Origin of the sequence: Demequina silvatica, assembly GCF_000971215.1 — a bacterium.
GTDB classification, from domain to species: Bacteria; Actinomycetota; Actinomycetes; order Actinomycetales; family Demequinaceae; genus Demequina; species Demequina silvatica.
In genome coordinates, this window is record NZ_BBMA01000007.1 from 23,341 (window position 1) to 43,453 (window position 20,113).

At 71.6% G+C, this 20,113-nt stretch carries 23 protein-coding genes and 1 pseudogene; 16 read left to right on the plus strand and 8 right to left on the minus strand.

Translation table 11 applies throughout. The features are described from left to right. From AOM05_RS10660 to AOM05_RS10680, 5 genes are all read left to right on the plus strand, one after another. The gene (locus tag AOM05_RS10660) at positions 1-1,272 is read left to right on the plus strand and encodes a SufS family cysteine desulfurase (RefSeq protein ID WP_062522080.1); all 1,272 of its coding nucleotides are present in this window, start codon (positions 1-3) and stop codon (positions 1,270-1,272) included. Continuing rightward, positions 1,269-1,739 carry a Fe-S cluster assembly sulfur transfer protein SufU gene (sufU, locus tag AOM05_RS10665; RefSeq protein WP_062291956.1) on the plus strand — a complete coding sequence of 157 codons (471 nt, stop codon included), beginning with the start codon at positions 1,269-1,271 and terminating at the stop codon, positions 1,737-1,739. The genes AOM05_RS10660 and sufU overlap by 4 nt, the downstream gene beginning before the upstream one ends. Further along, positions 1,736-2,065 (plus strand): metal-sulfur cluster assembly factor, encoded by a 330-nt coding sequence (locus AOM05_RS10670; protein WP_062291958.1) that lies wholly within the window; start codon positions 1,736-1,738, stop codon positions 2,063-2,065. Before sufU ends, AOM05_RS10670 begins: the two co-directional genes overlap by 4 nt. Before the next feature lie 112 nt (positions 2,066-2,177). Beyond that, positions 2,178-2,744 (plus strand): NADPH-dependent FMN reductase, encoded by a 567-nt coding sequence (locus AOM05_RS10675; protein ID WP_062522082.1) that lies wholly within the window; start codon positions 2,178-2,180, stop codon positions 2,742-2,744. Continuing rightward, positions 2,737-3,279, plus strand: coding sequence for a DUF1697 domain-containing protein (locus tag AOM05_RS10680; RefSeq protein ID WP_062522084.1), 543 nt, complete (start codon positions 2,737-2,739; stop codon positions 3,277-3,279). Before AOM05_RS10675 ends, AOM05_RS10680 begins: the two co-directional genes overlap by 8 nt. Positions 3,280-3,305: 26 nt before the next feature. On the opposite strand, the gene AOM05_RS10685 is transcribed toward AOM05_RS10680, so the two are convergent. The 4 genes from AOM05_RS10685 to AOM05_RS10700 form a co-directional block, all read right to left on the minus strand. Beyond that, positions 3,306-4,685: an HNH endonuclease gene (locus AOM05_RS10685; RefSeq protein WP_062522086.1), complete on the minus strand. Its 1,380-nt coding sequence runs from the start codon at positions 4,683-4,685 to the stop codon at positions 3,306-3,308. A 66-nt stretch (positions 4,686-4,751) separates the two neighbouring features. After that, positions 4,752-5,495 carry an energy-coupling factor transporter transmembrane component T family protein gene (locus AOM05_RS10690; protein WP_062522088.1) on the minus strand — a complete coding sequence of 248 codons (744 nt, stop codon included), beginning with the start codon at positions 5,493-5,495 and terminating at the stop codon, positions 4,752-4,754. Further along, positions 5,492-6,199 carry an energy-coupling factor ABC transporter ATP-binding protein gene (locus AOM05_RS10695; RefSeq protein WP_062522090.1) on the minus strand — a complete coding sequence of 236 codons (708 nt, stop codon included), beginning with the start codon at positions 6,197-6,199 and terminating at the stop codon, positions 5,492-5,494. The genes AOM05_RS10690 and AOM05_RS10695 overlap by 4 nt, the downstream gene beginning before the upstream one ends. A 9-nt stretch (positions 6,200-6,208) precedes the next feature. Continuing rightward, a complete protein-coding gene (locus AOM05_RS10700) occupies positions 6,209-6,895 on the minus strand; it encodes a biotin transporter BioY (protein ID WP_062522092.1) in 687 nt (228 codons plus the stop codon). Positions 6,896-7,026: 131 nt separating this feature from the next. On the opposite strand from AOM05_RS10700, the gene AOM05_RS10705 reads away from it, so the two are divergent. Further along, positions 7,027-8,625: an ABC-F family ATP-binding cassette domain-containing protein gene (locus tag AOM05_RS10705; protein ID WP_062522094.1), complete on the plus strand. Its 1,599-nt coding sequence runs from the start codon at positions 7,027-7,029 to the stop codon at positions 8,623-8,625. Positions 8,626-8,641: 16 nt separating this feature from the next. Here AOM05_RS10705 and AOM05_RS10710 read toward each other — a convergent pair whose 3' ends face one another. After that, positions 8,642-8,920: a DUF4190 domain-containing protein gene (locus AOM05_RS10710; protein ID WP_062522096.1), complete on the minus strand. Its 279-nt coding sequence runs from the start codon at positions 8,918-8,920 to the stop codon at positions 8,642-8,644. Continuing rightward, positions 8,910-9,743: an SURF1 family protein gene (locus tag AOM05_RS10715; RefSeq protein ID WP_062522098.1), complete on the minus strand. Its 834-nt coding sequence runs from the start codon at positions 9,741-9,743 to the stop codon at positions 8,910-8,912. Before AOM05_RS10715 ends, AOM05_RS10710 begins: the two co-directional genes overlap by 11 nt. Positions 9,744-9,804: 61 nt before the next feature. Between AOM05_RS10715 and fabG the strand changes: the two genes are divergently transcribed. From fabG to AOM05_RS10735, 4 genes are read left to right on the plus strand one after another with little or no spacing between them, the layout of a single operon-like run. Further along, entirely contained in the window at positions 9,805-10,509 is a 705-nt protein-coding gene (gene fabG / locus AOM05_RS10720; RefSeq protein ID WP_062522101.1) for a 3-oxoacyl-ACP reductase FabG, read from the plus strand. A gap of 29 nt (positions 10,510-10,538) precedes the next feature. Continuing rightward, the gene (gene fabI / locus AOM05_RS10725) at positions 10,539-11,306 is read left to right on the plus strand and encodes an enoyl-ACP reductase FabI (protein ID WP_062522103.1); all 768 of its coding nucleotides are present in this window, start codon (positions 10,539-10,541) and stop codon (positions 11,304-11,306) included. Positions 11,307-11,310: 4 nt separating this feature from the next. Continuing rightward, complete coding sequence (locus tag AOM05_RS10730) at positions 11,311-11,823, plus strand: SixA phosphatase family protein (protein ID WP_062522105.1); 513 nt, start codon at positions 11,311-11,313, stop codon at positions 11,821-11,823. Then, on the plus strand, positions 11,820-12,752 hold the full coding sequence (locus AOM05_RS10735; RefSeq protein WP_062522108.1) for a glycoside hydrolase family 88 protein: 933 nt from the start codon (positions 11,820-11,822) through the stop codon (positions 12,750-12,752). Before AOM05_RS10730 ends, AOM05_RS10735 begins: the two co-directional genes overlap by 4 nt. A 270-nt stretch (positions 12,753-13,022) precedes the next feature. Here the strand turns inward: AOM05_RS10735 and serB are convergent, their stop codons facing one another. Both serB and glgC read right to left on the minus strand, forming a co-directional pair. Then, positions 13,023-13,649, minus strand: coding sequence for a phosphoserine phosphatase SerB (serB, locus tag AOM05_RS10740; protein WP_062522109.1), 627 nt, complete (start codon positions 13,647-13,649; stop codon positions 13,023-13,025). Further along, a complete protein-coding gene (glgC, locus tag AOM05_RS10745; protein ID WP_062522111.1) occupies positions 13,646-14,887 on the minus strand; it encodes a glucose-1-phosphate adenylyltransferase in 1,242 nt (413 codons plus the stop codon). The genes serB and glgC overlap by 4 nt, the downstream gene beginning before the upstream one ends. A 69-nt stretch (positions 14,888-14,956) precedes the next feature. Here glgC and glgA point away from each other — a divergent pair, with 69 nt between their 5' ends. From glgA to AOM05_RS10775, 6 genes and pseudogenes are all read left to right on the plus strand, one after another. Next, positions 14,957-16,159 carry a glycogen synthase gene (glgA, locus tag AOM05_RS10750; RefSeq protein WP_062522113.1) on the plus strand — a complete coding sequence of 401 codons (1,203 nt, stop codon included), beginning with the start codon at positions 14,957-14,959 and terminating at the stop codon, positions 16,157-16,159. 11 nt (positions 16,160-16,170) lie between these two features. Continuing rightward, on the plus strand, positions 16,171-16,953 hold the full coding sequence (locus AOM05_RS10755) for an ABC transporter ATP-binding protein (RefSeq protein ID WP_062522115.1): 783 nt from the start codon (positions 16,171-16,173) through the stop codon (positions 16,951-16,953). 5 nt (positions 16,954-16,958) lie between these two features. Continuing rightward, complete coding sequence (locus AOM05_RS10760) at positions 16,959-17,432, plus strand: RrF2 family transcriptional regulator (RefSeq protein WP_062522117.1); 474 nt, start codon at positions 16,959-16,961, stop codon at positions 17,430-17,432. Positions 17,433-17,519: 87 nt separating this feature from the next. Beyond that, positions 17,520-18,437 (plus strand): sulfite exporter TauE/SafE family protein, encoded by a 918-nt coding sequence (locus AOM05_RS10765; protein WP_062522119.1) that lies wholly within the window; start codon positions 17,520-17,522, stop codon positions 18,435-18,437. A 97-nt stretch (positions 18,438-18,534) separates the two neighbouring features. Continuing rightward, the gene (locus AOM05_RS10770; RefSeq protein ID WP_228373275.1) at positions 18,535-18,978 is read left to right on the plus strand and encodes an NfeD family protein; all 444 of its coding nucleotides are present in this window, start codon (positions 18,535-18,537) and stop codon (positions 18,976-18,978) included. 1 nt (position 18,979) lies between these two features. Further along, positions 18,980-20,053: pseudogene (locus tag AOM05_RS10775) on the plus strand (SPFH domain-containing protein); the annotation flags it as partial. Positions 20,054-20,113 lie beyond the last annotated feature (60 nt).

Consider the following 20,113-nt stretch of genomic DNA (forward strand, 5'->3'; position numbering starts at 1 on the left):
ATGTTCCCCGACCTCCGCGGCGACTTCCCGATCCTCACCCGCACGGTGAGGAACGGGAGGCCGCTCGTGTACCTCGACTCCGGCGCGACCTCGCAGCGGCCGCTCGCGGTTCTCGAGGCCGAGTCCGCCTTCGTCCGTGAGCACAACGGTGCCGTCGCCCGCGGCGCGCACCTGCTCGCGGAGGAGGCCACCGAGGCCTTCGAGACGGCGCGCGCGGACGTCGCGCGCCTCGTGGGCGCGCCCGCTGAGGAGATCGTGTGGACGTCGGGGGCGACCGCGGCGCTCAACCTGGTCGCCAACGGGATGCTGCAGGCGTCGCTCGGCGCCGGCGGCGCGGCGGCCGAAGGGTTCCACGTGGGACCCGGCGACCGCATCGTCGTCACCGAGCTCGAGCACCACGCCAACCTCATCCCGTGGCAGCAGCTCGCCGCCCGCACGGGCGCCGAGCTCGCGTGGATCCCGGTGGACGATGCGGGGGTCCTGGTCCTCGATGACCTCGCCTCGGTCATCACGCCCGCGACCAAGGTGGTGGCGTTCTCGCACGCCAGCAACGTCACCGGCGTCGTGACGGACGTCGCGCCGATCGTGGCGCGCGCCCGCGAGGTGGGTGCGCTCACCGTGCTCGACGGCTGCCAGTCGGTGCCGCACATCCCGGTCTCCGTGAGCGACCTCGGCGTCGACTTCATGGCGTTCTCGGGGCACAAGATGCTGGGCCCCACCGGGGTCGGCGCGTTGTGGGGCCGCAAGGCGCTGCTCGACGCGCTGCCGCCGTCGATGTTCGGCGGGGGAGCGATCGCCGTGGTCACCATGGAGACCACCACGTGGCTCGAGGCGCCCACGCGCTTCGAGCCGGGCACCCAGCCGGTCGCGCAGGCGGTCGGCATGGGCGCGGCGGCGCGCTACCTCATGGACCTCGGCATGGAGAACGTCGCCCGCCACGAGGCGCGCCTGGCGCAGATCCTGCGCGAGGGGGCGTTGAGCGTTCCCGGGGTGCGGCTTATCGGGCCGGTCGGGGACCCCGACCGCTTCGACGTGCTCGGCCTCGCAGCCGTCGCCGTCGAGGGCGTCCATGCGCACGACGTCGGGCAGGTGCTCGACGACCGCGGCATCACGGCTCGCGTGGGTCACCATTGCGCGCAGCCGCTGCACCGTCGCCTGGGGCTCACGGGCTCGACCCGCGCCTCGGCGCACGTCTACACCACCGAGGACGACGCCCGCGCCTTCGTCGAGGCGCTGGCAGGCGTCCGCGAGTTCTTCGGAGCAACCCTATGAGCCTTGAGGCCATGTACCAGCAGGTCATCATGGACCACGCCCGTGAGGGTCACGGGCGCGGCCTGATCGACCTCACTGCCGCCGGCCGCGGCGAGTCGCACCAGGTCAACCCGACCTGCGGCGACGAGGTCACCATGCGCGTGGGCGTCGACGGGGACACCGTCGCCGCGATCGCGTGGGAGGGCCACGGCTGCTCGATCTCGCAGGCCTCGATCTCGGTGCTCACCGAGCTGATCGAGGGGGAGTCGCTCGACACCGCCGACGCGACCGTGGAGGCGTTCCGCGCCCTCATGCAGTCGAAGGGCGAGCACCTCGACGAGGAGCGCGAGGATCTCCTGGGCGACGCGACCGCCTTTGTGGGGGTCGGCAAGTATCCTGCACGAATCAAGTGCGCGCTCCTGGGCTGGATGGCCTTCAGGGACGCGCTGATCCAGGCGCGCGGAAGCGCGGAAGGAGCAACGGCATGACCGAGGACACCAAGGCCCCGGCCAACGCGGCTGACGTCGAGGAGGCGCTCCGCGACGTCATCGACCCCGAGCTCGGCATCAACGTCGTCGACCTCGGCCTCGTCTACGGGGTGATGCTCGACGAGAACCGCCACGCGGTGATCGACATGACGCTCACCTCGGCGGCGTGCCCGCTGACGGACGTCATCGAGGACCAGGCGGGCCAGGCCCTCGACGGCCTGGTCGACGGCTTCCGCATCAACTGGGTGTGGATGCCGCCGTGGGGCCCGGACAAGATCACCGACGACGGCCGCGAGCAGCTGCGCGCGCTCGGTTTCAACGTCTGAGACGCCGTCGCACACGCGAGAGCCTCCTTCCCAGCCCGGGAAGGAGGCTCTCGCCGTTTGCGGGTGGTGCGGCGCCGGGCGACGATGGAACCCCAACCCCAGGAGCGTCACCATGGTCTACAAGGTCGGATACTTCGTCGGCAGCCTGTCCTCGACGTCGATCAACCGCACGCTCAGCAAGGCGCTGATCCGTCTCGCGCCCGACGACCTCGAGTTCACGGAGATCGCCATCCGCGAACTCCCGCTCTACAGTCCCGACTACGACGCCGACTACCCGGCGCCCGCGACCGCGCTCAAGGAGGCCATCGCCGCCTCCGACGCGGTGCTGTTCGTGACGCCCGAGTACAACCGCTCTATCCCCGGGGCGCTGAAGAACGCCATCGACTGGGCCTCGCGGCCGTGGGGGCAGAACTCCTTCGACCACGTCCCGGCGGCCGTGATCGGCGCGTCGATCGGCAAGATCGGCACCGCGGTGGGGCAGCAGAGCCTCCGTGCGGTGCTGAGCTTCTGCAACGCGCGACAGATGACGGCGCCCGAGGCGTACGTGCACTTCACACCGGGGCTCGTCACCGCGGACGGCGAGGTGCCGGACCAGGCCACCGCCGCCTTCCTCACGGACTTCATGCAGGAGTTCCGCAACCACACCGAGCGCGTGCTCACGGTCCTGCCGCGTGGCTAGCCACGTCGCGCTGATCCGCGGCATCAACGTCGGCGGCAAGAACCCGGTGTCGATGGCGCGACTGCGCGAGGTGCTGGGGGAGCGGGGCACCCCGTCCCGCACCCACATCGCCTCGGGCAACGTGCTGCTCGAAGCCCCGGACCTCGACGAGGCCGGCGTGGAGTCGCTGCTCGAGGACGTGCTCCGCGAGGAGTTCGGCGTGGACACGGTGGTGGTGGGTGTCGCTGAGGCTCGCATGCGCGCCGCGGTGGACGATGCGCCGGCCGGGTTCGGCGCCGAGCCTCACCTCTACCACTCGGACGTCGCGTTCCTGCGAGCGGGTGTCGACGCGGAAGAGGCGTTCGCGGCGTTCGGGCTACGCGAGGGCGTGGACACCGGTTGGCCGGGGAAGGGGATGGTCTACTTCCGCCGGCTCAGCGCGCAGCGCACCAAGAGCCGCATGAACAAGGTGATGTCCACGCCGTTCTACGCGGACATGACCATCCGAAGCTGGAACACCACCGTGAAGCTGGTGGACCTCCTCGACGGAGAATAGGGCGCCCGCCGCGCCCGCGGCGGCTTTCAGACCGGTCCGGCGCGGCTTGCTGCGGCGAGTGCGGCGTGGTCGAGCCTGATGCGTTGCTGGTAGCCGGGTCGGGGTTGCTGGTCGGGGTCGATCGAGGTGGGTGGGATGAATTCGGGGCTGCCTTGGCGGAATCTGATGGCCCATTCGTCGCGGTGGATCCAGTGGTGGCAGGCCACGCACAGCATGATGCCGTTCTCGAGGTCGGTCTTGCCGCCGTCGCGCCAGTAGCGGATGTGGTGGACGTCGCAGTGGCTCGGCGGTGCCCCGCACCATGCACAGCCGCGGTCACGTTGCGCGATGGCCTTGCGTTGGGCGGGGGTGAACAGCCGTTCGGCGTAGCCGTGGTCGAGGACCTGCCCGCAGGAGCCCAGCACGGTGGGGATGACCTCGGCGTCCACGGCGAACCAGGCCAGCAGGCTGCCGGGTAGGGGTCGCTTGATGCCGTCGATCTCGCCGTACCCGCCCCCGGCCTCGAAGTCGTCGAGGGAGATGCGGATGTTGACGGTGGTCTTCACGGCGTCGTGGGGCTTGCGACAGCCCGTCGCATGCCGGCCGAGCCATCCGAGCCCGTCGGCACGCATCTGACCGGGGGTGGGCTGATCGTCGCCGCCGTCCTCGCGGGCAACACGGAACTGCTTCTTCATGTAGCCATCCAGTGCGGCCATCAACGGTGCGGCCGTCAGCGGGTCCAGGATCGCGACAAGGCGGATCATCCCGTTGGCCTCCTCACGGAGAGTCGCGAGGCGTGCCTGGTACAGCTCCTCATACTCGATCTCGCCCGTCGGCGGCGGCGTCAGTCCCGCGTGCAGCTGTGCGACGGAAGCCTTGACGGTCTTCAGCGGCGAGATGACAGCCTTGTCCACCGCCATCTTCTCCACCCGCGCCAACGGCAGCCGACCCAAAGGGGTGGCGCGGACGGCATCGTCCACGGGAAGGCCGTCCATGTCGCGGGCGTCGGGGTGCATCATCAGCACCTCGCGCAGCAGCACGAACTTGTCGGCGCTGAGCCGGCCTTCCCTGGCCTCGTGCGCGAGGTGAGGCAGGACGGAGGCGCTGCCCGGGGCATCGTCCGGCGCACCGTACAAAGCCGTGCCCATGATCCGCAGCCGTCCGGCCTCGGCCACGGTGCCGCCGGTCTCGGACGCGATCAGCTGATCGACACCCTTGAAGCCCCGCCTGCTGGCGATCCCCGCACGTCCCGGAGTGGACCGCAACGCGAGCTTCGCCGCCATCTGCGCGACCACCAGATCACCCTCACGCCGCCGACCCACGGCCTCACGCATCAACGCAACCGCATCCCAATCAGGCAGCCCATCCGACGCCTCGACACGCACACGCAACGCGTCCAACGCGTCGGGGGCAGTGGTCTCGGCCATGGAACAAGTCCACCACCGGCCTCTGACAGCGAACCCGCCAAACCGGACAGTTATCCCCAGGGGGAGTCAGCGCCGCCGCGCCCGCCGTGACGGAGCAGGTTCAACCGGCGCCGGCACCTCGCGCACCGGAGGTTCCGCGAGAACCCGGCCCGGCGCATCGTCCCGCGCCTCGGACGCAGGCGCGGAGCCACCCCGCGGCGCCCGCCCGTGCTCCGCGATCCCGCGCGCGTGCAGCGCCTGCCCCAGGTCCAGCGCGAAGCCGACGGTGCGGGACGCGGTGGGGATGAGGATCGCGCGCGGATCGCGCTCGAGCCCGCGCGCGCGGGCGGCGACGCGCGACTCGGTGAGGATCTGTGCGGCCTCGGGGATCGCGCGCAGCGTGAGCGACACCATCACGCCGATGGTCTCCGGCGGCAGCAGCCACCGCAGCGGCCGTGCGAGCGCGGTGACGAAGTCGAGCATCGCGCCCATCGACGTCGAGCTGGACACGGCGAGCGCGAGCGCCGCGATCGCGACGATGTCGCCCGCAAGGTCGAGCGCGCGCACCCAGTCGCCGCGCCACAGTTGGAAGAGCGTGGTGAGGATCGCGATCACCACGATCGCGCCCATGCCCTTGAGCGTCGCCTTGAGCGGCGGCAGCGTCGACGCGAGCAGCAGCAGGCACGCGGCGGTGATGCCGATGCTCGTGACGGGGTCCGAGACCACCACGCACGTGATCGACATGCCCACCAGCAGCAGCATCTTGAACCACACCGGCGCCCGATGCATCAGGGTGCGTCGCGGCCGGTAGATGCCGAGGAGCGAGATCACGCCGTCGCGCCCTGCGAGGCTCGGCCGAACATGAGGTCGCGGTAGATCCCGACGGCCTCCTTGGGGTCGCCGTCGAAGACCACGCGGCCCAGGTCCACCACGAGGGTGCGCTCGGCGCGCGCGGCCGAGTCGAGGTCGTGGGTGACCTCGATCACCTGGAGCGGCAGCGAGCGCAGCAGTGCGCCCACGTGCGCGCGCCAGCGCAGGTCGAGCAGGGTGGTGGGCTCGTCGGCGACCACGATCGACGGGGTGCACGCCAGCACGCCCGCGAGCGCGAGCAGCTGGCGCTGCCCGCCGGACAGCGCGTTGACGGACACGTCCGCCTTGGCGGCGAGCCCGATCTCGCGGAGCGCGGACATCGCGGCCTCGTCGCGCTCGGCGCGGTTCTTGATGAGGCGGCGCAGCGACAGCGCGACGTCCTCGATCGCGGTCGGCATGATGAGCTGCGCGGACGCGTCGGTGAACAGGTAGCCCACCTTGCGTCGCACCTGCGCGCCGTGCCGCTGCGTGTCGAGGCCGTCGACCTCCACCGATCCGGTCACCGGCAGCACGAGCCCGTTGATGAGCCTCGCAAGGGTCGACTTGCCGGAGCCGTTCGCGCCGATGATGCTGATGCGGTCCTCGGTGAGCGTCAGGGTGGTGGGCTCGAGGATCGGCACGCCCGAATCGGGCGCGACGACGGCCGCGTCCTTGAACTCGATCATGCGATAAGGCTACGCGGTGGCGCGGGCGCCCTCGTCCGTCCCGTCGGTGACGGGGGACGATGCGGCGGTCGCCGCACGCGCCGAGCCCAGCAGTCCCGGGTAGGCCCGGTGGATGGCGGCCGCGACCAGGCCCGCGACGACGACCTTGATGATGTCGCCCGGGAGGAACGGGATGACGCCGACGGTGAGTCCGGAAACGCAGTCCGCGTCCGTGATCGACGTGCAGCCGGTGGGCAGCAGCGGGATCCCCAGGCGCCACGACAGCCACGGCACGCCCACCGCGTAGACGAGCGGGATGGACACCAGGCCCACGGCGATGAGCGCGGGCGCCGCCGTGCGGCGACGCGCGAGCACGCCGCGCCGCGCCAGCAGCTGGGCCAGCGCGCCGATCACGGTCGCGGCCAGGATGAAGCCGATGAGGTAGCCGCCTGTGGGGCCGGTGAGCACCGCGAGGCCCACGGCGCCGTTGGCGTAGACGGGCACCACGAGCCCGAGCAGCACGTAGAGCGTGACCGCGGCGAGCGCGCGCCAGGGCCCGAGCACCAGGCCCGCCAGCACGATCGCAAACGTCTGCAGCGTGATCGGGACGCCGCCGATGAGAGTGACCTCCGGCACGAGCGTGGACGCGGCGATGAGGCCGGCGAAGACGGCGACGAGCGCGATGGACTGGCCGGTGAGGCCGCGGTGCTGAGCCATGGGAACCCCCTGGGATAATGGATGCGGAAACCCTAGAGCCGCCGGTGGTCCCCGAGACCGAGTTCCGGCCAGGGTGCAGAAACGTTGTGGGGACACCACAAGAACGGCCGCGCAGGCAGCAGGGAGAACGTGTGATCATCGCCAAGGATCTGGAGGTGCGCATCGGCGCACGAGTGCTCCTGCACCCCGCGAGCTTCCAGATCGGACCAGGCGACCGCGTGGGCCTCGTGGGCCGCAACGGCGCAGGCAAAACCACGATGACCCGGATCCTCGCGGGGGAGTCCCAGCCCACCGGCGGCTCCGTCACGCACCGCGGCTCGATCGGCTACCTCCCTCAGGACCCGCGCGAGGGCGAGCCCACGCAGCGCGCGCTCGACCGCATCCTGTCCGTCCGCGACCTCGCGGGCCTCATGCAGAAGCTCCGCGAGGCGGAGGAGGGCATGGCGAGCCCCGACATCAAGGTGATGGAGAAGGCGATGAACGCCTACCCGCGCCTCGAGGAGCGCTTCCGCGCCGCAGGCGGCTACGCCGCCGAGTCCGAGGCGCAGCGCATCGCCGCCAACCTGGGGCTCGACGAGCGCATCCTGAGCCAGCCCCTCGGCACGCTCTCCGGCGGCCAGCGCCGCCGCGTCGAGCTCGCGCGCATCCTGTTCTCCGACGCGGAGACGCTGCTCCTCGACGAGCCCACCAACCACCTCGACGCGGACTCGATCGTGTGGCTGCGCGGCTTCCTCGCGTCCTTCCCGGGCGGGCTCGTGGTGATCTCCCACGACGTCGAGCTGCTGCGCGCGTCCGTCACCCGCGTGTTCCACCTCGACGCCAACCGCGGCGAGCTGGACCAGTACGCGCTCGGCTGGGACCTCTACCTCCGCCAGCGCGAGACCGACGAGAAGCGCCGCCGCCGCGAGCGCGACAACGCGGAGAAGAAGGCCGCCGCCCTGCTCGCGCAGGCCGCCAAGATGAAGGCGACCGCCACCAAGGCCGTCGCCGCGCAGAACATGGCCAAGCGCGCCGAGCGCATGCTCGAGGGCGTCGAGGGGGAGCGGGTGCAGGACCGCGTGGCCGCGCTGCGCTTCCCGACCCCGGCTCCGTGCGGCAAGACCCCGCTGCGCGCCGCCGAGCTGTCGAAGTCCTACGGCTCGCTCGAGGTGTTCACGGACGTCGAGCTCGCGATCGACCGCGGCTCGCGCGTGGTGGTGCTGGGCCTCAACGGCGCCGGCAAGACCACGCTGCTCAAGCTGCTCGGCGGCGTCGAGGACCCCGACACCGGCGAGGTGCAGCCCGGCCACGGCCTCAAGCTCGGCTACTACGCCCAGGAGCACGACACGCTCGACATGGACGCCACCGTGCTCGAGAACCTCCGCCACGCGGCGCCCGACCTCGACGACACGGCCGTGCGCAACGTGCTCGGCTCGTTCATGTTCCAGGGCGACGACGCGCACAAGCCCGCGAAGGTCCTCTCGGGCGGCGAGAAGACCCGCCTCGCGCTCGCGACGCTCGTGGTGTCCCAGGCCAACGTGCTGCTCCTCGACGAGCCGACCAACAACCTCGACCCCGCCTCGCGCGCCGAGATCCTCCGCGCGCTGCGCACCTACGAGGGCGCGGTGGTCCTGGTCACCCACGATGAGGGCGCCGTCGAGGCGCTCGAGCCCGAGCGCGTCCTGCTGCTGCCCGACGCCGTGGAGGACCTTTACAACGAGTCCTACCGGGAGCTCATCTCGCTGGCCTAGTGGGACCCACGGGCGGTCAGCCCCAGAGCGACCCGAACTGCTGCCAGAACACCACGATCAGCACCGCGCCGAGCACGCCCGCGGCGCCGCACGCGATCCCCGTGATCGCGAGCGTGCGCGCGCCCGGGATCGGGTCCTCGGGGTCCTGGCGGCGCAGCGACATCCATCCCAGCGCCATCGCGACGCCGCCCAGCAGCAGCCCACCGATCATGGTGAAGCACGTCACCACGGACACGATCCCGAGCACCACCGCGGCGATCGCCAGCCAGTCGCGTCGGTTCTCCTCAGAGCGCATCCTCGATCTCCTCGTCGCTGGGTTCGGCGCGCCGCCTGCGCGGCGCCTTCGGCGGGGACGATGCGCGGGCCGGGACCACCGCATCGTCCCCAGAGGCGGACATGGCGGCCCATTCGCGGCGCGCCAGCAGCACCCCGGCCACGGGAGCGATGAGCGCGAACGCGAACCACTGCCACGTGTACGCGAGGTGCGGGCCCAGGCTGAGCGTGGGCAGCGGCACCTGCGAGCCGAGCGCGTCGACGCACCCGTCCGCGGTGCACACCTGCTGGACCATGCCGTAGCCGTCGATCGGCTCGGCGGCCGGTGCCGGCATCTGGAGGGGCGTGATCCGGGTGGCGCCGTCGTCGCGGCGGCCGTCGTCCTCCTCGGCGGCGCGGAGCACCACCTCGAGCGTGACGTCGCCCGCAGCGAGGTCCGGCACCACGCCGTCGGGCTCGCCCGAGTCGGGGATGGGCACCCAGCCCGCGTCCACCAGCAGCGACCGCCCGTCCGCGGTGTCAAACCATGCGAGCAGGTGCCAGGTGCGCTCGCGGTCGACGGGCCGGTTGCGCAGCAACGCGGTCGAGCCCTGCTCGAACTCGCCCTCGACGGTCACGCGGGTCCACTCGGCGTCGCCCACCGCGGAGCCCGGCGGCACGGCCTCCGCCAACGGCACGGGATCCGCTTCGGCGTTCGCCTCGTACAGCGCGATCGCGGCCGCGCGGGTGTGATGCCGGTCGAGCTGCCAGAAGCCCGCCTTCACGGCCACCGCGGACACCGCGAGCCCTACCGCGACGATCCCGACGACGCGCAGGATCCGCGAGGCGAGCGAGGGCGTGGTCACCCGCACGATGCTAGTGCCGCGCTTTCGCGCATCGGTCCCCGCCTCCGCTAGCGTGACCCCCATGACCCGTCACGTCCTCGTCACCGGAGCCAACCGCGGCATCGGCCGTAGCATCGCCGAGGCGTTCGTCGCCAACGGCGACACCGTCTCCACCATCTACCGCGGGGGAGACCTCCCCGAGGGCGTCACGGGCGCCGTCGCCGACGTCACCGACACCGCGGCCGTCAACGCCGCGTTCGACGATCTCGAGGCGCAGCACGGCCGCGTCCGCGTCCTCATCGCCAACGCCGGCATCACGCGCGACGGCCTGCTCATGCGCATGTCCGACGAGGACTTCGAGCAGGTTGTCGACGTCAACCTCACCGGCACGTTCCGCTGCGTGCGCCGCGCCGTGAACTCGATGATCCGCGAGCGCTACGGCCGCATCGTGCTCATCGGCTCCGTGGTGGGCCTCATGGGCAACCCGGGCCAGGTCAACTACTCGTCGTCGAAGTCCGCGCTCGTGGGCATGGCCCGCTCCGTGACCCGCGAGGTGGGCGCGCGCGGCATCACCGCGAACGTGATCGCGCCGGGCTTCATCACCACGGACATGACCGCCGAGCTCGGCGACGACGTCGTCAAGCAGTACGCGGACACCATCCCTGCCAAGCGCTTCGGCTCGACCGCCGAGGTCGCCGCCGCCGCCGTCTTCCTCGCGTCCGACGCCGCGGGCTACGTCTCGGGCGCCGTGCTGCCCGTCGACGGCGGCCTCGGCATGGGCCACTGACACCCCGCATCGTCCCCCTAGGAGCAATCATGGGCATTCTCGAAGGCAAGAACATCCTGGTCACCGGCGTCCTCACCGAGGGCTCGATCGCGTTCGAGGTGGCGCGGCTGTGCCAGGAGCAGGGCGCGACGGTGGTCCTCACCGGTGTGGGCCGTTCGCTCAAGATCACCCAGGCCATGGGCCGTCGCCTCCCTGTCGAGGCGCAGGTGGTCGAGCTCGACGTCACCAACCCCGAGCACCTGACCTCGCTCGCCGACAAGGTCCGCGAGCTCGTCCCGCACCTCGACGGCGTGGTCCACTCGATCGGCTTCGCGCCGCAGTCCGTCATGGGCGGCAACTTCATGGCGGGCGAGTGGGAGGACGTCTCCACCGCGATCCACATCTCCGCGTACTCGCTCAAGGCGCTCGCGCAGGCGACCGCGCCGCTCATGGTCAACGGCGGCTCGATCGTGGGCCTCACGTTCGACGGCCGCTACGCGTGGCCGGTCTACGACTGGATGGGCGTCGCGAAGGCCGCGTTCGAGGCCGTCAACCGCTACGTCGCGCGCGACCTGGGCCCGCAGGGGATCCGCTGCAACGTGGTCTCGGCCGGCCCGCTCAAGACCACCGCCGCGCGTCACATCCCCGGCTTCGACCAGATGGAGGGCGGCTGGTCCGCCCGCGCCCCGCTCGGCTGGGACTCGGAGGACACGGTCCCCACCGCCCGCACGGTGACGGCCCTGCTCTCCGACTGGTTCCCCGCGACCACCGGCGAGATGATCCACGTGGACGGCGGCGTCCACGCTATGGGACAGTGACACCGTGCCCACGCTGATCCTCGCCCGTCACGCCAAGGCGGAGGCCCCCGCGCCCGGCCTGAGCGACTCCGCCCGCGCGCTCGAGCTCATCGGCCGCAAGGCCTCGACGCTGCTCGGCCAGGTCATCGCGCGTGCGGGGATCTCGCCCGACGTCGCGCTCGTGTCGCCGTCGCTGCGCACGCAGCAGACGTGGAAGCTCATGGCTCCCTCGTTCGGCGAGTGCGAGACCATCACCGACGACGAGCTCTACGAGACCCACGTCTCCGGCCTCCTCGAGGTGCTGCACGGGTTGGGCGACGCGGGGACCGTGGTGGTCGTGGGTCACGAGCCCACCTCCTCGGCCGCCGCCGCGCACCTCGCGGGCCCGGGTTCGGACAAGACCGCGCTGCAGCGCGTCGCGCACGGCCTCCCGACCGCCACCGCCGCGGTGCTCGAGTTCGACTGCCCGTGGTCGGAGATCACGTCGCGCTGCGGCCGTCTGGTCTCGGTCCTGTCGGGCCGCGACGTCGAGGAGTGACGGACACCTCCGCGCTGTGGCGCGCGCTGCTCGCGATGCAGCGCTTCGGGTGGGAGCAGGGCGTCGCCTCCCATGCTGCTGTGGACGCGGGTGACCGCGACCTCGCGGCCCTCCTGGTGAGGGACGCCGTCACACGTCAGGACGCGGACGGCCAGCTGGGCGCGATGGACGACGCGGCGGCCGTGAACTCTGGCTCCCTCCTCGAGGCGGCGCTCCTGGTGGGCGGGGACGATGCGGTGGTCGCCGAGGCGGCCCAGCGCCAGCGCTGGTGGTTGCTGCGGCATTCGCCGCGCGACGACTGGGGCGTCCTCCACCACCTCAAGGGCGCCACCGAGGTCTGGGCCGACTCCGTGTACATGGTGGTGCCCGCGCTGGTCGCGTCGGGCGACCTCGCCCCGGCGGACATGCAGTACCGCATGCACAAGGAGCAGCTGTGGGACGAGGCCACCGGGCTCTACCGGCACCGCTTCGACATGGCGTCGCGGACCTTCGCGCGCGAGGCGTTCTGGGCGAGCGGCAGCGGCTGGGTCGTGGCGGGCCTCGCCCGCGGCCTTCACCTGGGCGTCGCCGCGGACAGCGTGCGCGAGCGCTGGGAGTCCGAGGCGCGTGCGCTGATCGATGCCTGCGCGCGTTACGCGACCCCCGAGGGCCGCTTCCACGACGTCCTCGACGACCCCTCGACCTTCACCGACGGCTGCGCCGGCCTCATGCTCGCGTACGCGTCCCTCACGGGCGTCGCGGACGGCTGGCTTCCCGCGTCGTATGCGGACGATGCGACGGCCTGGCTCGACGCGGCCCTCGCCCGGGTCGACGCGACAGGGGTGGTCCGGGACGTCTGCGGCGCGCCCGGCTTCGACGCCCCGGGCGTGAGCGCGGAGGCGCAGGCCTTCGCGATCATGGCCCTCGCCGCCCGCGCCCGCCTCGCCTGACCGCCTTCGCCTGACCGCCGTCGCCGCTGCGTCGCGGGGGCCGTATCGCCAAGCTCGCCGTTTTCATGCACTTTCGCATGGGTCTGCGGGGTGTGACCGGTCTCGGCGGTGGGGCAGCTCACGCACCCCGCAGAGAATGGCCTGGTATCTCGGGTGCGCCCCGTAGGTTCGGCGCGCACCATACGCGCCGAGAGCCGCGAGAGTGCATGAAAACGGCGAGCGGCGCGGACAGGGGAGCGCGAGGGCTCGTCGCGGTGACGTCGCCCCTGCTCAGCCGAGGATGATCGCCAGCGCCGCGTCGAGACGGGGCGTGTTGAGCGCGACATCGGCCTGCTCCTGGACGATCGGCTTGGCGTGCCACGCGATCCCGAGCCCCGCGGTCGCCATCATGTCGAGGTCGTTCGCGCCGTCGCCGATCGCGACCGCGTCGCCCAGGTCGCAGCCCACCTCGGCCGCGAAGGTACGCAGCGTCTCCGCCTTCACCGCCCGGTCGATCACGGGGCCGAGCGTACGGCCGGTGAGCCGCGCATCGTCCACCTCGAGGCGGTTCGCGCGATAGCGCGTGATCCCCAGCCGGGCCGCGAGCGGCCCGACGATCTCCGCGAAGCCGCCCGACACGAGCGCGACCTCGAAGCCGGCGTCCTGCAGGCCGGCGACGAGCTCGGGCGCGCCGGGGGTGAACTCGACCTCCGCGAGGACGTCCGCGAACACGGTGTCGGGGACCCCGGCGAGGGTGGCGACGCGCTCACGGAGCGACTCGGCGAAGTCGAGCTCGCCGCGCATGGCGCGCTCCGTGATCTCGGCCACGAGCTCGCGCGTGCCCGCGCGGGCGGCGATGAGCTCGATGACCTCGGCGGTGATCAGGGTGGAATCGACGTCGAGGACGCACAGCCTCATGCGGTGACGACCGTTCCCTTCGCCACGACGGTGATGCCCGACTCGGTGACGGTGAACCCGCGCGCGAGGTCGGCCTCGCGGTCGATACCCACGCGCGCTCCCTCCTGCACGTCGACGTTCTTGTCGAGGATCGCGCGGTGCACCTGCGCGTGGCGGTGCACCTGCACGCCGTCGAGCAGCACCGAGTCGGACACGGTCGACCACGAGTGCAGGCGCACGCCGGGGGACAGCACCGACCCCGTCACGGTCGCGCCCGACACGATCACGCCGGGCGACACGATCGAGTCCGCGGCGTGGCCCAGGCGGCCCTCCTCGGAGTGGATGAACTTGGCCGGCGGGTGCGTGATGAGCCCCTGGTGGACGGGCCACTTGTCGTTGTACACGTTGAACACCGGCTGGACCGCGATGAGGTCCATGTGGGCGTCGTAGTACATGTCGAGCGTTCCCACGTCGCGCCAGTAGTCGCGGTCGCGGTCGGTGGAGCCGGGGACGTCGTTGCGGATGAAGTCGTAGAAGCCGCACGTGCCGCGGTCGACGAAGTAGGGGACGATGTCGCCGCCCATGTCGTGCTTCGAGCTCGGGTTGTCCGCATCCGCCGTCAGCGCCTCGAGCAGAGCGTCCGCGTTCGCTACGTAGTTGCCCATCGACGCGAGGATCTCGCCGGGGGAGTCGGGCAGGCCGGTCGGGTCCTTGGGCTTCTCGAGGAAGGCGCGGATCCGGTCGGGGCTGTCGGGGTCGATGTCGATGACGCCGAACTGGTCCGCGAGCGAGATGGGCTGGCGGATGCCCGCCACCGTGAAGTCCGCGCCCGACTCGATGTGCGCGTCCACCATCTGCGAGAAGTCCATGCGGTACACGTGGTCCGCGCCGACGATCACGACGATGTCGGGCTGCTCGTCCTCGATGATGTTGACGGTCTGATAGATCGCGTCGGCGCTGCCGAGGTACCAGTGCGGGCCTCGACGCTGCTGCGCCGGCACCGGCGCCACGTAGTTGCCCAGCAGCGGCGACATGCGCCAGGTGCGGGCGATATGGCGGTCGAGCGAGTGCGACTTGTACTGCGTCAGCACCACCACGTGGAGGTACCGCGAGTTCACCAGGTTGCTCAGCGCGAAGTCGATGAGGCGGTACGTCCCTCCGAAGGGGACCGCCGGCTTCGCGCGGGCTGCGGTGAGGGGCATCAGGCGCTTGCCCTCACCTCCTGCAAGGACGATGGCGAGAACCTTCTGCGCTGGCATACCGCCAGCATAGGGGGCGAAGCGGGACACACGCAGGCTCTGGCGTGGGCGAGCCGCTAGCGTGGGGTCATGCGCGTCGACATCCTCACCCGTGAGTACCCGCCCCACGTCTACGGAGGCGCCGGGGTCCACGTCACCGAGCTCGCGGCGGTGCTGCGCGCCCACCTCGACGTGCGCGTCCGCGCGTTCGAGGGCCCGCGCGACGAGCCGGGCGTCACGGGCTACGAGGCGCTCGGCGGCGGCGTGGGCGACGCGTCGCTCGACGTCCTCGCGCACAACCTGCCGATGGCGAAGGACTGCGGCGGAGCCGACCTGGTCCACTCCCACACCTGGTACGCCAACATGGCGGGCCACCTGGCCGCACGTCTGCACGGGATCCCGCACGTGCTCTCCGCCCACTCGCTCGAGCCGCTGCGCCCGTGGAAGGCCGAGCAGCTGGGCGGCGGCTACCGCGTCTCGAGCTGGATCGAGCAGACCGCCTACGAGGCCGCGGACGGGATCATCGCCGTGTCCGACGGCATGCGCAAGGACGTGCTCCGTTGCTACCCGGACGTCGACCCCGGGAAGGTCCACGTGGTGCACAACGGCATCGACGTCGCGGGCTGGGCGCCGCCTACGACGGACGCGGCGCGCGCGCACGCCGATGCGGTGGTGGCCGAGCACGGCATCGACCCGACCCGCCCGGCGATCGTGTTCGTGGGCCGCATCACCCGCCAGAAGGGCCTGCCGTACTTCCTCAAGGCCGTCGAGCTGCTCCCGAAGGACATCCAGGTGGTGCTGTGCGCGGGCGCGCCGGACACCAAGGAGATCGCCAGGGAGGTGTCCGGCGCGGTCGCGAAGCTGCAGGAGACCCGCGACGGCGTGATCTGGATCGAGCGGATGCTGCCGCGTCCCGACCTGGTCGCGGTGCTCGACGCCTGCACCGCGTTCGTGTGCCCGTCCGTGTACGAGCCCCTCGGCATCGTCAACCTCGAGGCCATGGCGGTCGGGCTGCCCGTGGTGGCCACCGCGACCGGCGGCATCCCCGAGGTGGTGGTGCCCGGCGAGACCGGCACGCTGGTGCCGATCGAGCAGGTGCAGGACGGCACCGGCACGCCGCTCGACCCGGAGGGCTTCGCGCGCGACCTCGCCGACGCGCTCACCGCGATGGTGGCGGACGTCGAGCGCGCGAAGGTCATGGGAGAGGCCGGCCGCCGGCGCGCCGCGGAGAGCTTCTCGTGGGAGGCGATCGGGGAGAGGACCCTGGGCGTCTACCGCTCGATTCTTGGATAGGCTCACCTGCCATGACTGAGGTGCTCGGGTTCGAGGGCGTGCGCGTCCGCCGCGGTGACAACGAGATCCTCCGGGACGTGTCCTGGAGCGTCTCCGACACGGACCGCTGGGTGATCCTGGGTCCCAACGGTGCGGGCAAGACCACGCTGCTGTCGATCGCCTCCGCGCGCATGTTCCCCACGGAGGGCACCGCGACCATCCTCGACGAGCGTCTGGGCGAGACCGACACCCGCGAGCTGCGGGTGCGCGTGGGCCTGTCGAGCGCCGCGCTCGCGGACCGCATCCCCTCGCACGAGACGGTGCGCAACGTGGTGATGACCGCCGCGCACGGCGTGACCGGCCGCTGGCAGGAGCAGTACGAAAGCTTTGACGAGGACCGCGCCGACGCGCTGCTGTGGGCGTTCGGCATGGCCGACTTCGCGCAGCGCGAGTTCGGCACGCTGTCCGAGGGCGAGCGCAAGCGCGTCCAGGTGGCGCGCGCGCTCATGCCCGACCCGGAGCTGCTGCTGCTCGACGAGCCCGCCGCGGGACTGGACCTGGGCGGCCGTGAGGAGCTCCTCGAGGCGCTGCGCGAGCTGGCGGGCGACCACCGCTCGCCGGCGATCGTCATGGTGACCCACCACGTCGAGGAGATCCCGGTGGGCTTCACGCACGTCCTGCTGCTGCGCGACGGCGGCGTGGTCGCGGCCGGCCCCCTCGCGGAGACCCTCACGTCCGAGGCGCTCTCGGAGACATACGGCATGCCGGTGCAGCTCACCGCCGCGGGCGGGCGGTACTCCGCCCGCCGCGTGTAGCCGCGATGAAGGTCTCGGCCCGCGCCGACTACGCCCTGAGGGCGGTGGCCGAGCTCGCGCGCGCCGACGCGCCCCGCACCACCGGCGAGATTGCCGCCAACCAGGGCATCCCGCGAAAGTTCCTCGAGGGCATCCTCACGGAGCTGCGGGACGACGGCCTGGTGGTGGGCCAGCGCGGCATCGGCGGCGGCTACCGCCTCACGCGCGACGCGGCCGACATCACGCTCGCTGACGTGGTCCGTTCCGTCGACGGTCCGCTGATCTACGTGCGCGGGGAGCGGCCGTCGGGCCTCGAGTACGACGGCGCCGCCTCCGAGCTGCTCACCATCTGGGTCGCGGTGCGCGCGAGCGTCCGCGCGGTGCTGGAGCGCGTGACGGTCGCGGATCTCGCGACGGGGGAGCTGCCCGCCGAGATCCGATCACTTGTCGAGGACCAAGCTGCCTGGGAGGACGCCCAAACAAACCTACTTGGCGAGTAGGAATTGATTCCTACCTACTAGGTGGGTATGGTTTATCTCATCTCGACCCATGGGTGCGCCCGCGCCCGGCTCGGGAGGAGGCATCTCATGCGTTCTCTTGTCCTGCTGGCGATCGTCGGCTTCGGCGCGCAGCTCGTCGACGGCAGCCTCGGCATGGCGTACGGCGTCACCTCGTCGACCCTCATGCTGGCCGTGGGCCTGAGCCCGGCGATCGCGTCGGCAACCGTCCACCTCGCGGAGGTGGGCACCACGCTCGCGTCCGGCGCTGCGCACGCCCGCTTCGGCAACGTCGACTGGCGCGTGGTGTGGCGCGTGGGCGTCCCCGGCGCGATCGGCGCGTTCGCCGGCGCGACGTTCCTCTCGAACCTGTCCACCGAGGCGGCCGGTCCGATCATGGCCATGCTGCTGTTCGGCCTGGGCATCTACGTCCTCACCCGCTTCACCGGCACCAAGGTGAGCGCGGACAAGGCCAAGCGCCCGCTGCGTTCGCGCTTCCTCGCCCCGCTGGGCCTGGTCGCCGGCTTCGTGGACGCGACCGGCGGCGGCGGCTGGGGGCCCATCGGCACCCCGACCCTCCTCGCCTCCGGCCGCATGGAGCCGCGCAAGGTGATCGGCTCGATCGACACCTCGGAGTTCCTGGTCGCCGCAGCGGCCTCCGTCGGCTTCATCTTCGGGCTCGGCACCTCGGGCATCGACTTCGGCTGGGTGCTCGCGCTCCTCGCGGGCGGCCTGCTCGCCGCGCCGCTCGCTGCCTGGCTGGTCCGCCTGGTCCCGCCGCGCATGCTGGGCGCCGCGGTCGGCGGCATGATCCTGCTGACCAACGCGCGCACCCTGCTCCACACCGACGCCCTCGCGGCCGTCGCGCCCTTCGCCTGGGCCGTCTACGCGACCATCGTCGCGGTGTGGGCGTGGGCCATCGCGCGGGCCTGGAAGGGCCACCGCGCGGACGTCGCGGCGCGCAAGGCGCTCGAGGCCGAGGCGGCGACCGAGGCGACCCCCGCCTAGGCCCGCCTCCCGCGTCGACCCAGGGCGCGCATCGTCCCCACGGACGATGCGCGCCCTTCGTCGTCCCTGCTAGCGTCGCGGAGAGAAGGAGGATGCTGTGGAACAGTTCCTGTGGTGGTTCATTGCGGCGATGATTCTCGGGGCCATCGAGATCTTCACGCTCGACCTGCTGTTCGCGATGCTTGCGGTCGGTGCGCTGGCCGGAGGCTTCGCCGCCCTGCTGGGGGCCCCGTGGTGGCTCGCGATGATCATCGCGCTCGTCGTGGCGGCGGCGCTGATCGGCCTGCTGAGGCCGTTCCTGCTGCGCTCGCTGCGCGCCAGGGGAGGCGGAGAGCCCCAGACCAACACGGCGGCCCTGGTGGGCCGCGGCGCACGCGCGATCGACGAGGTCACCGAGACGCGCGGGCGGGTCAAGCTCAACGGGGAGGTGTGGTCGGCACGCACCGAGGACGATGCGCAGGCCATCCCCGAGGGCACCGAGGTGACCGTGCTGAGGATCGATGGCGCGACCGCCGTGGTCGCGCCCCAGAAGGAGAGCTGAGATGGACGACGTCGGAACGATCATCCTGTGGGTCGCGATCGCGGTCCTCGCGATCTTCGTCATCACCGCGATCGCGCGAGCGGTCATCGTGGTGCAGCAGACCCAGGCGTACCTGGTGGAGCGCCTGGGCCGCTACCACACCACCATGGACGCGGGCCTGCACCTGCTGGTCCCGTTCATCGACAAGGTGCGCGCCAAGGTGGACCTGCGCGAGATGGTCTACTCCTTCCCGCCGCAGTCCGTCATCACGTCGGACAACCTCGTGGTCGACATCGACTCGGTCATCTACTTCCAGGTGACGGACCCCAAGTCCGCGGTGTACGAGATCGCCAACTACATCACGGGTGTGGAGCAGCTCACCACCACCACGCTGCGCAACATCGTCGGCACCATGGACCTCGAGCAGACGCTCACCAGCCGTGACCAGATCAACGGTCAGCTGCGTGGCGTGCTCGACGACGCGACCGGCAAGTGGGGCATCCGCGTCAACCGTGTCGAGCTCAAGGCTATCGAGCCGCCCGTGTCCATCAAGGACTCGATGGAGAAGCAGATGCGTGCCGAGCGCGACCGTCGTGCCGCGATCCTCACCGCGGAGGGCTTCAAGCAGTCCGCGATCCTCACCGCGGAGGGCGAGAAGCAGTCCGCGATCCTGCGGGCGGAGGGCAACGCGCAGTCCCGCATCCTCGAGGCCGAGGGTGAGGCGCGCGCGATCCTCCAGGTGTTCGACGCGATCCACGAGGGCGACGCGGATTCCAAGCTGCTGTCCTACCAGTACCTGCAGATGCTCCCTGAGATCGCGAAGGGCACCAACAACCAGATGTGGTTCGTGCCCACCGAGTTCACCGGCGCGCTCAAGGCGGTCTCCGCGGGCTTCGGCCTCGACGAGTCGCCCGAGCCGCTCGAGCGGGACCCCGAGCGCGCCAGGCGTGCCGGCTCGCGCATCACGTCCGCGCTCGCGGACCCGCGCGCCGCGCTCGAGGAGGCGCGCCGCCAGGCCGAGGGCTTCTCCGCGGAGGCCACCGAGGCCGGCTCGGGCTCGGGCAAGCCGTTCGACCCGGACGCCGAGAAGGGCCAGTAGCGGGACGATGCGGCGGGCCCCGGGGGAGCGATCCCTCGGGGCCCGCTGTCGCGTCCG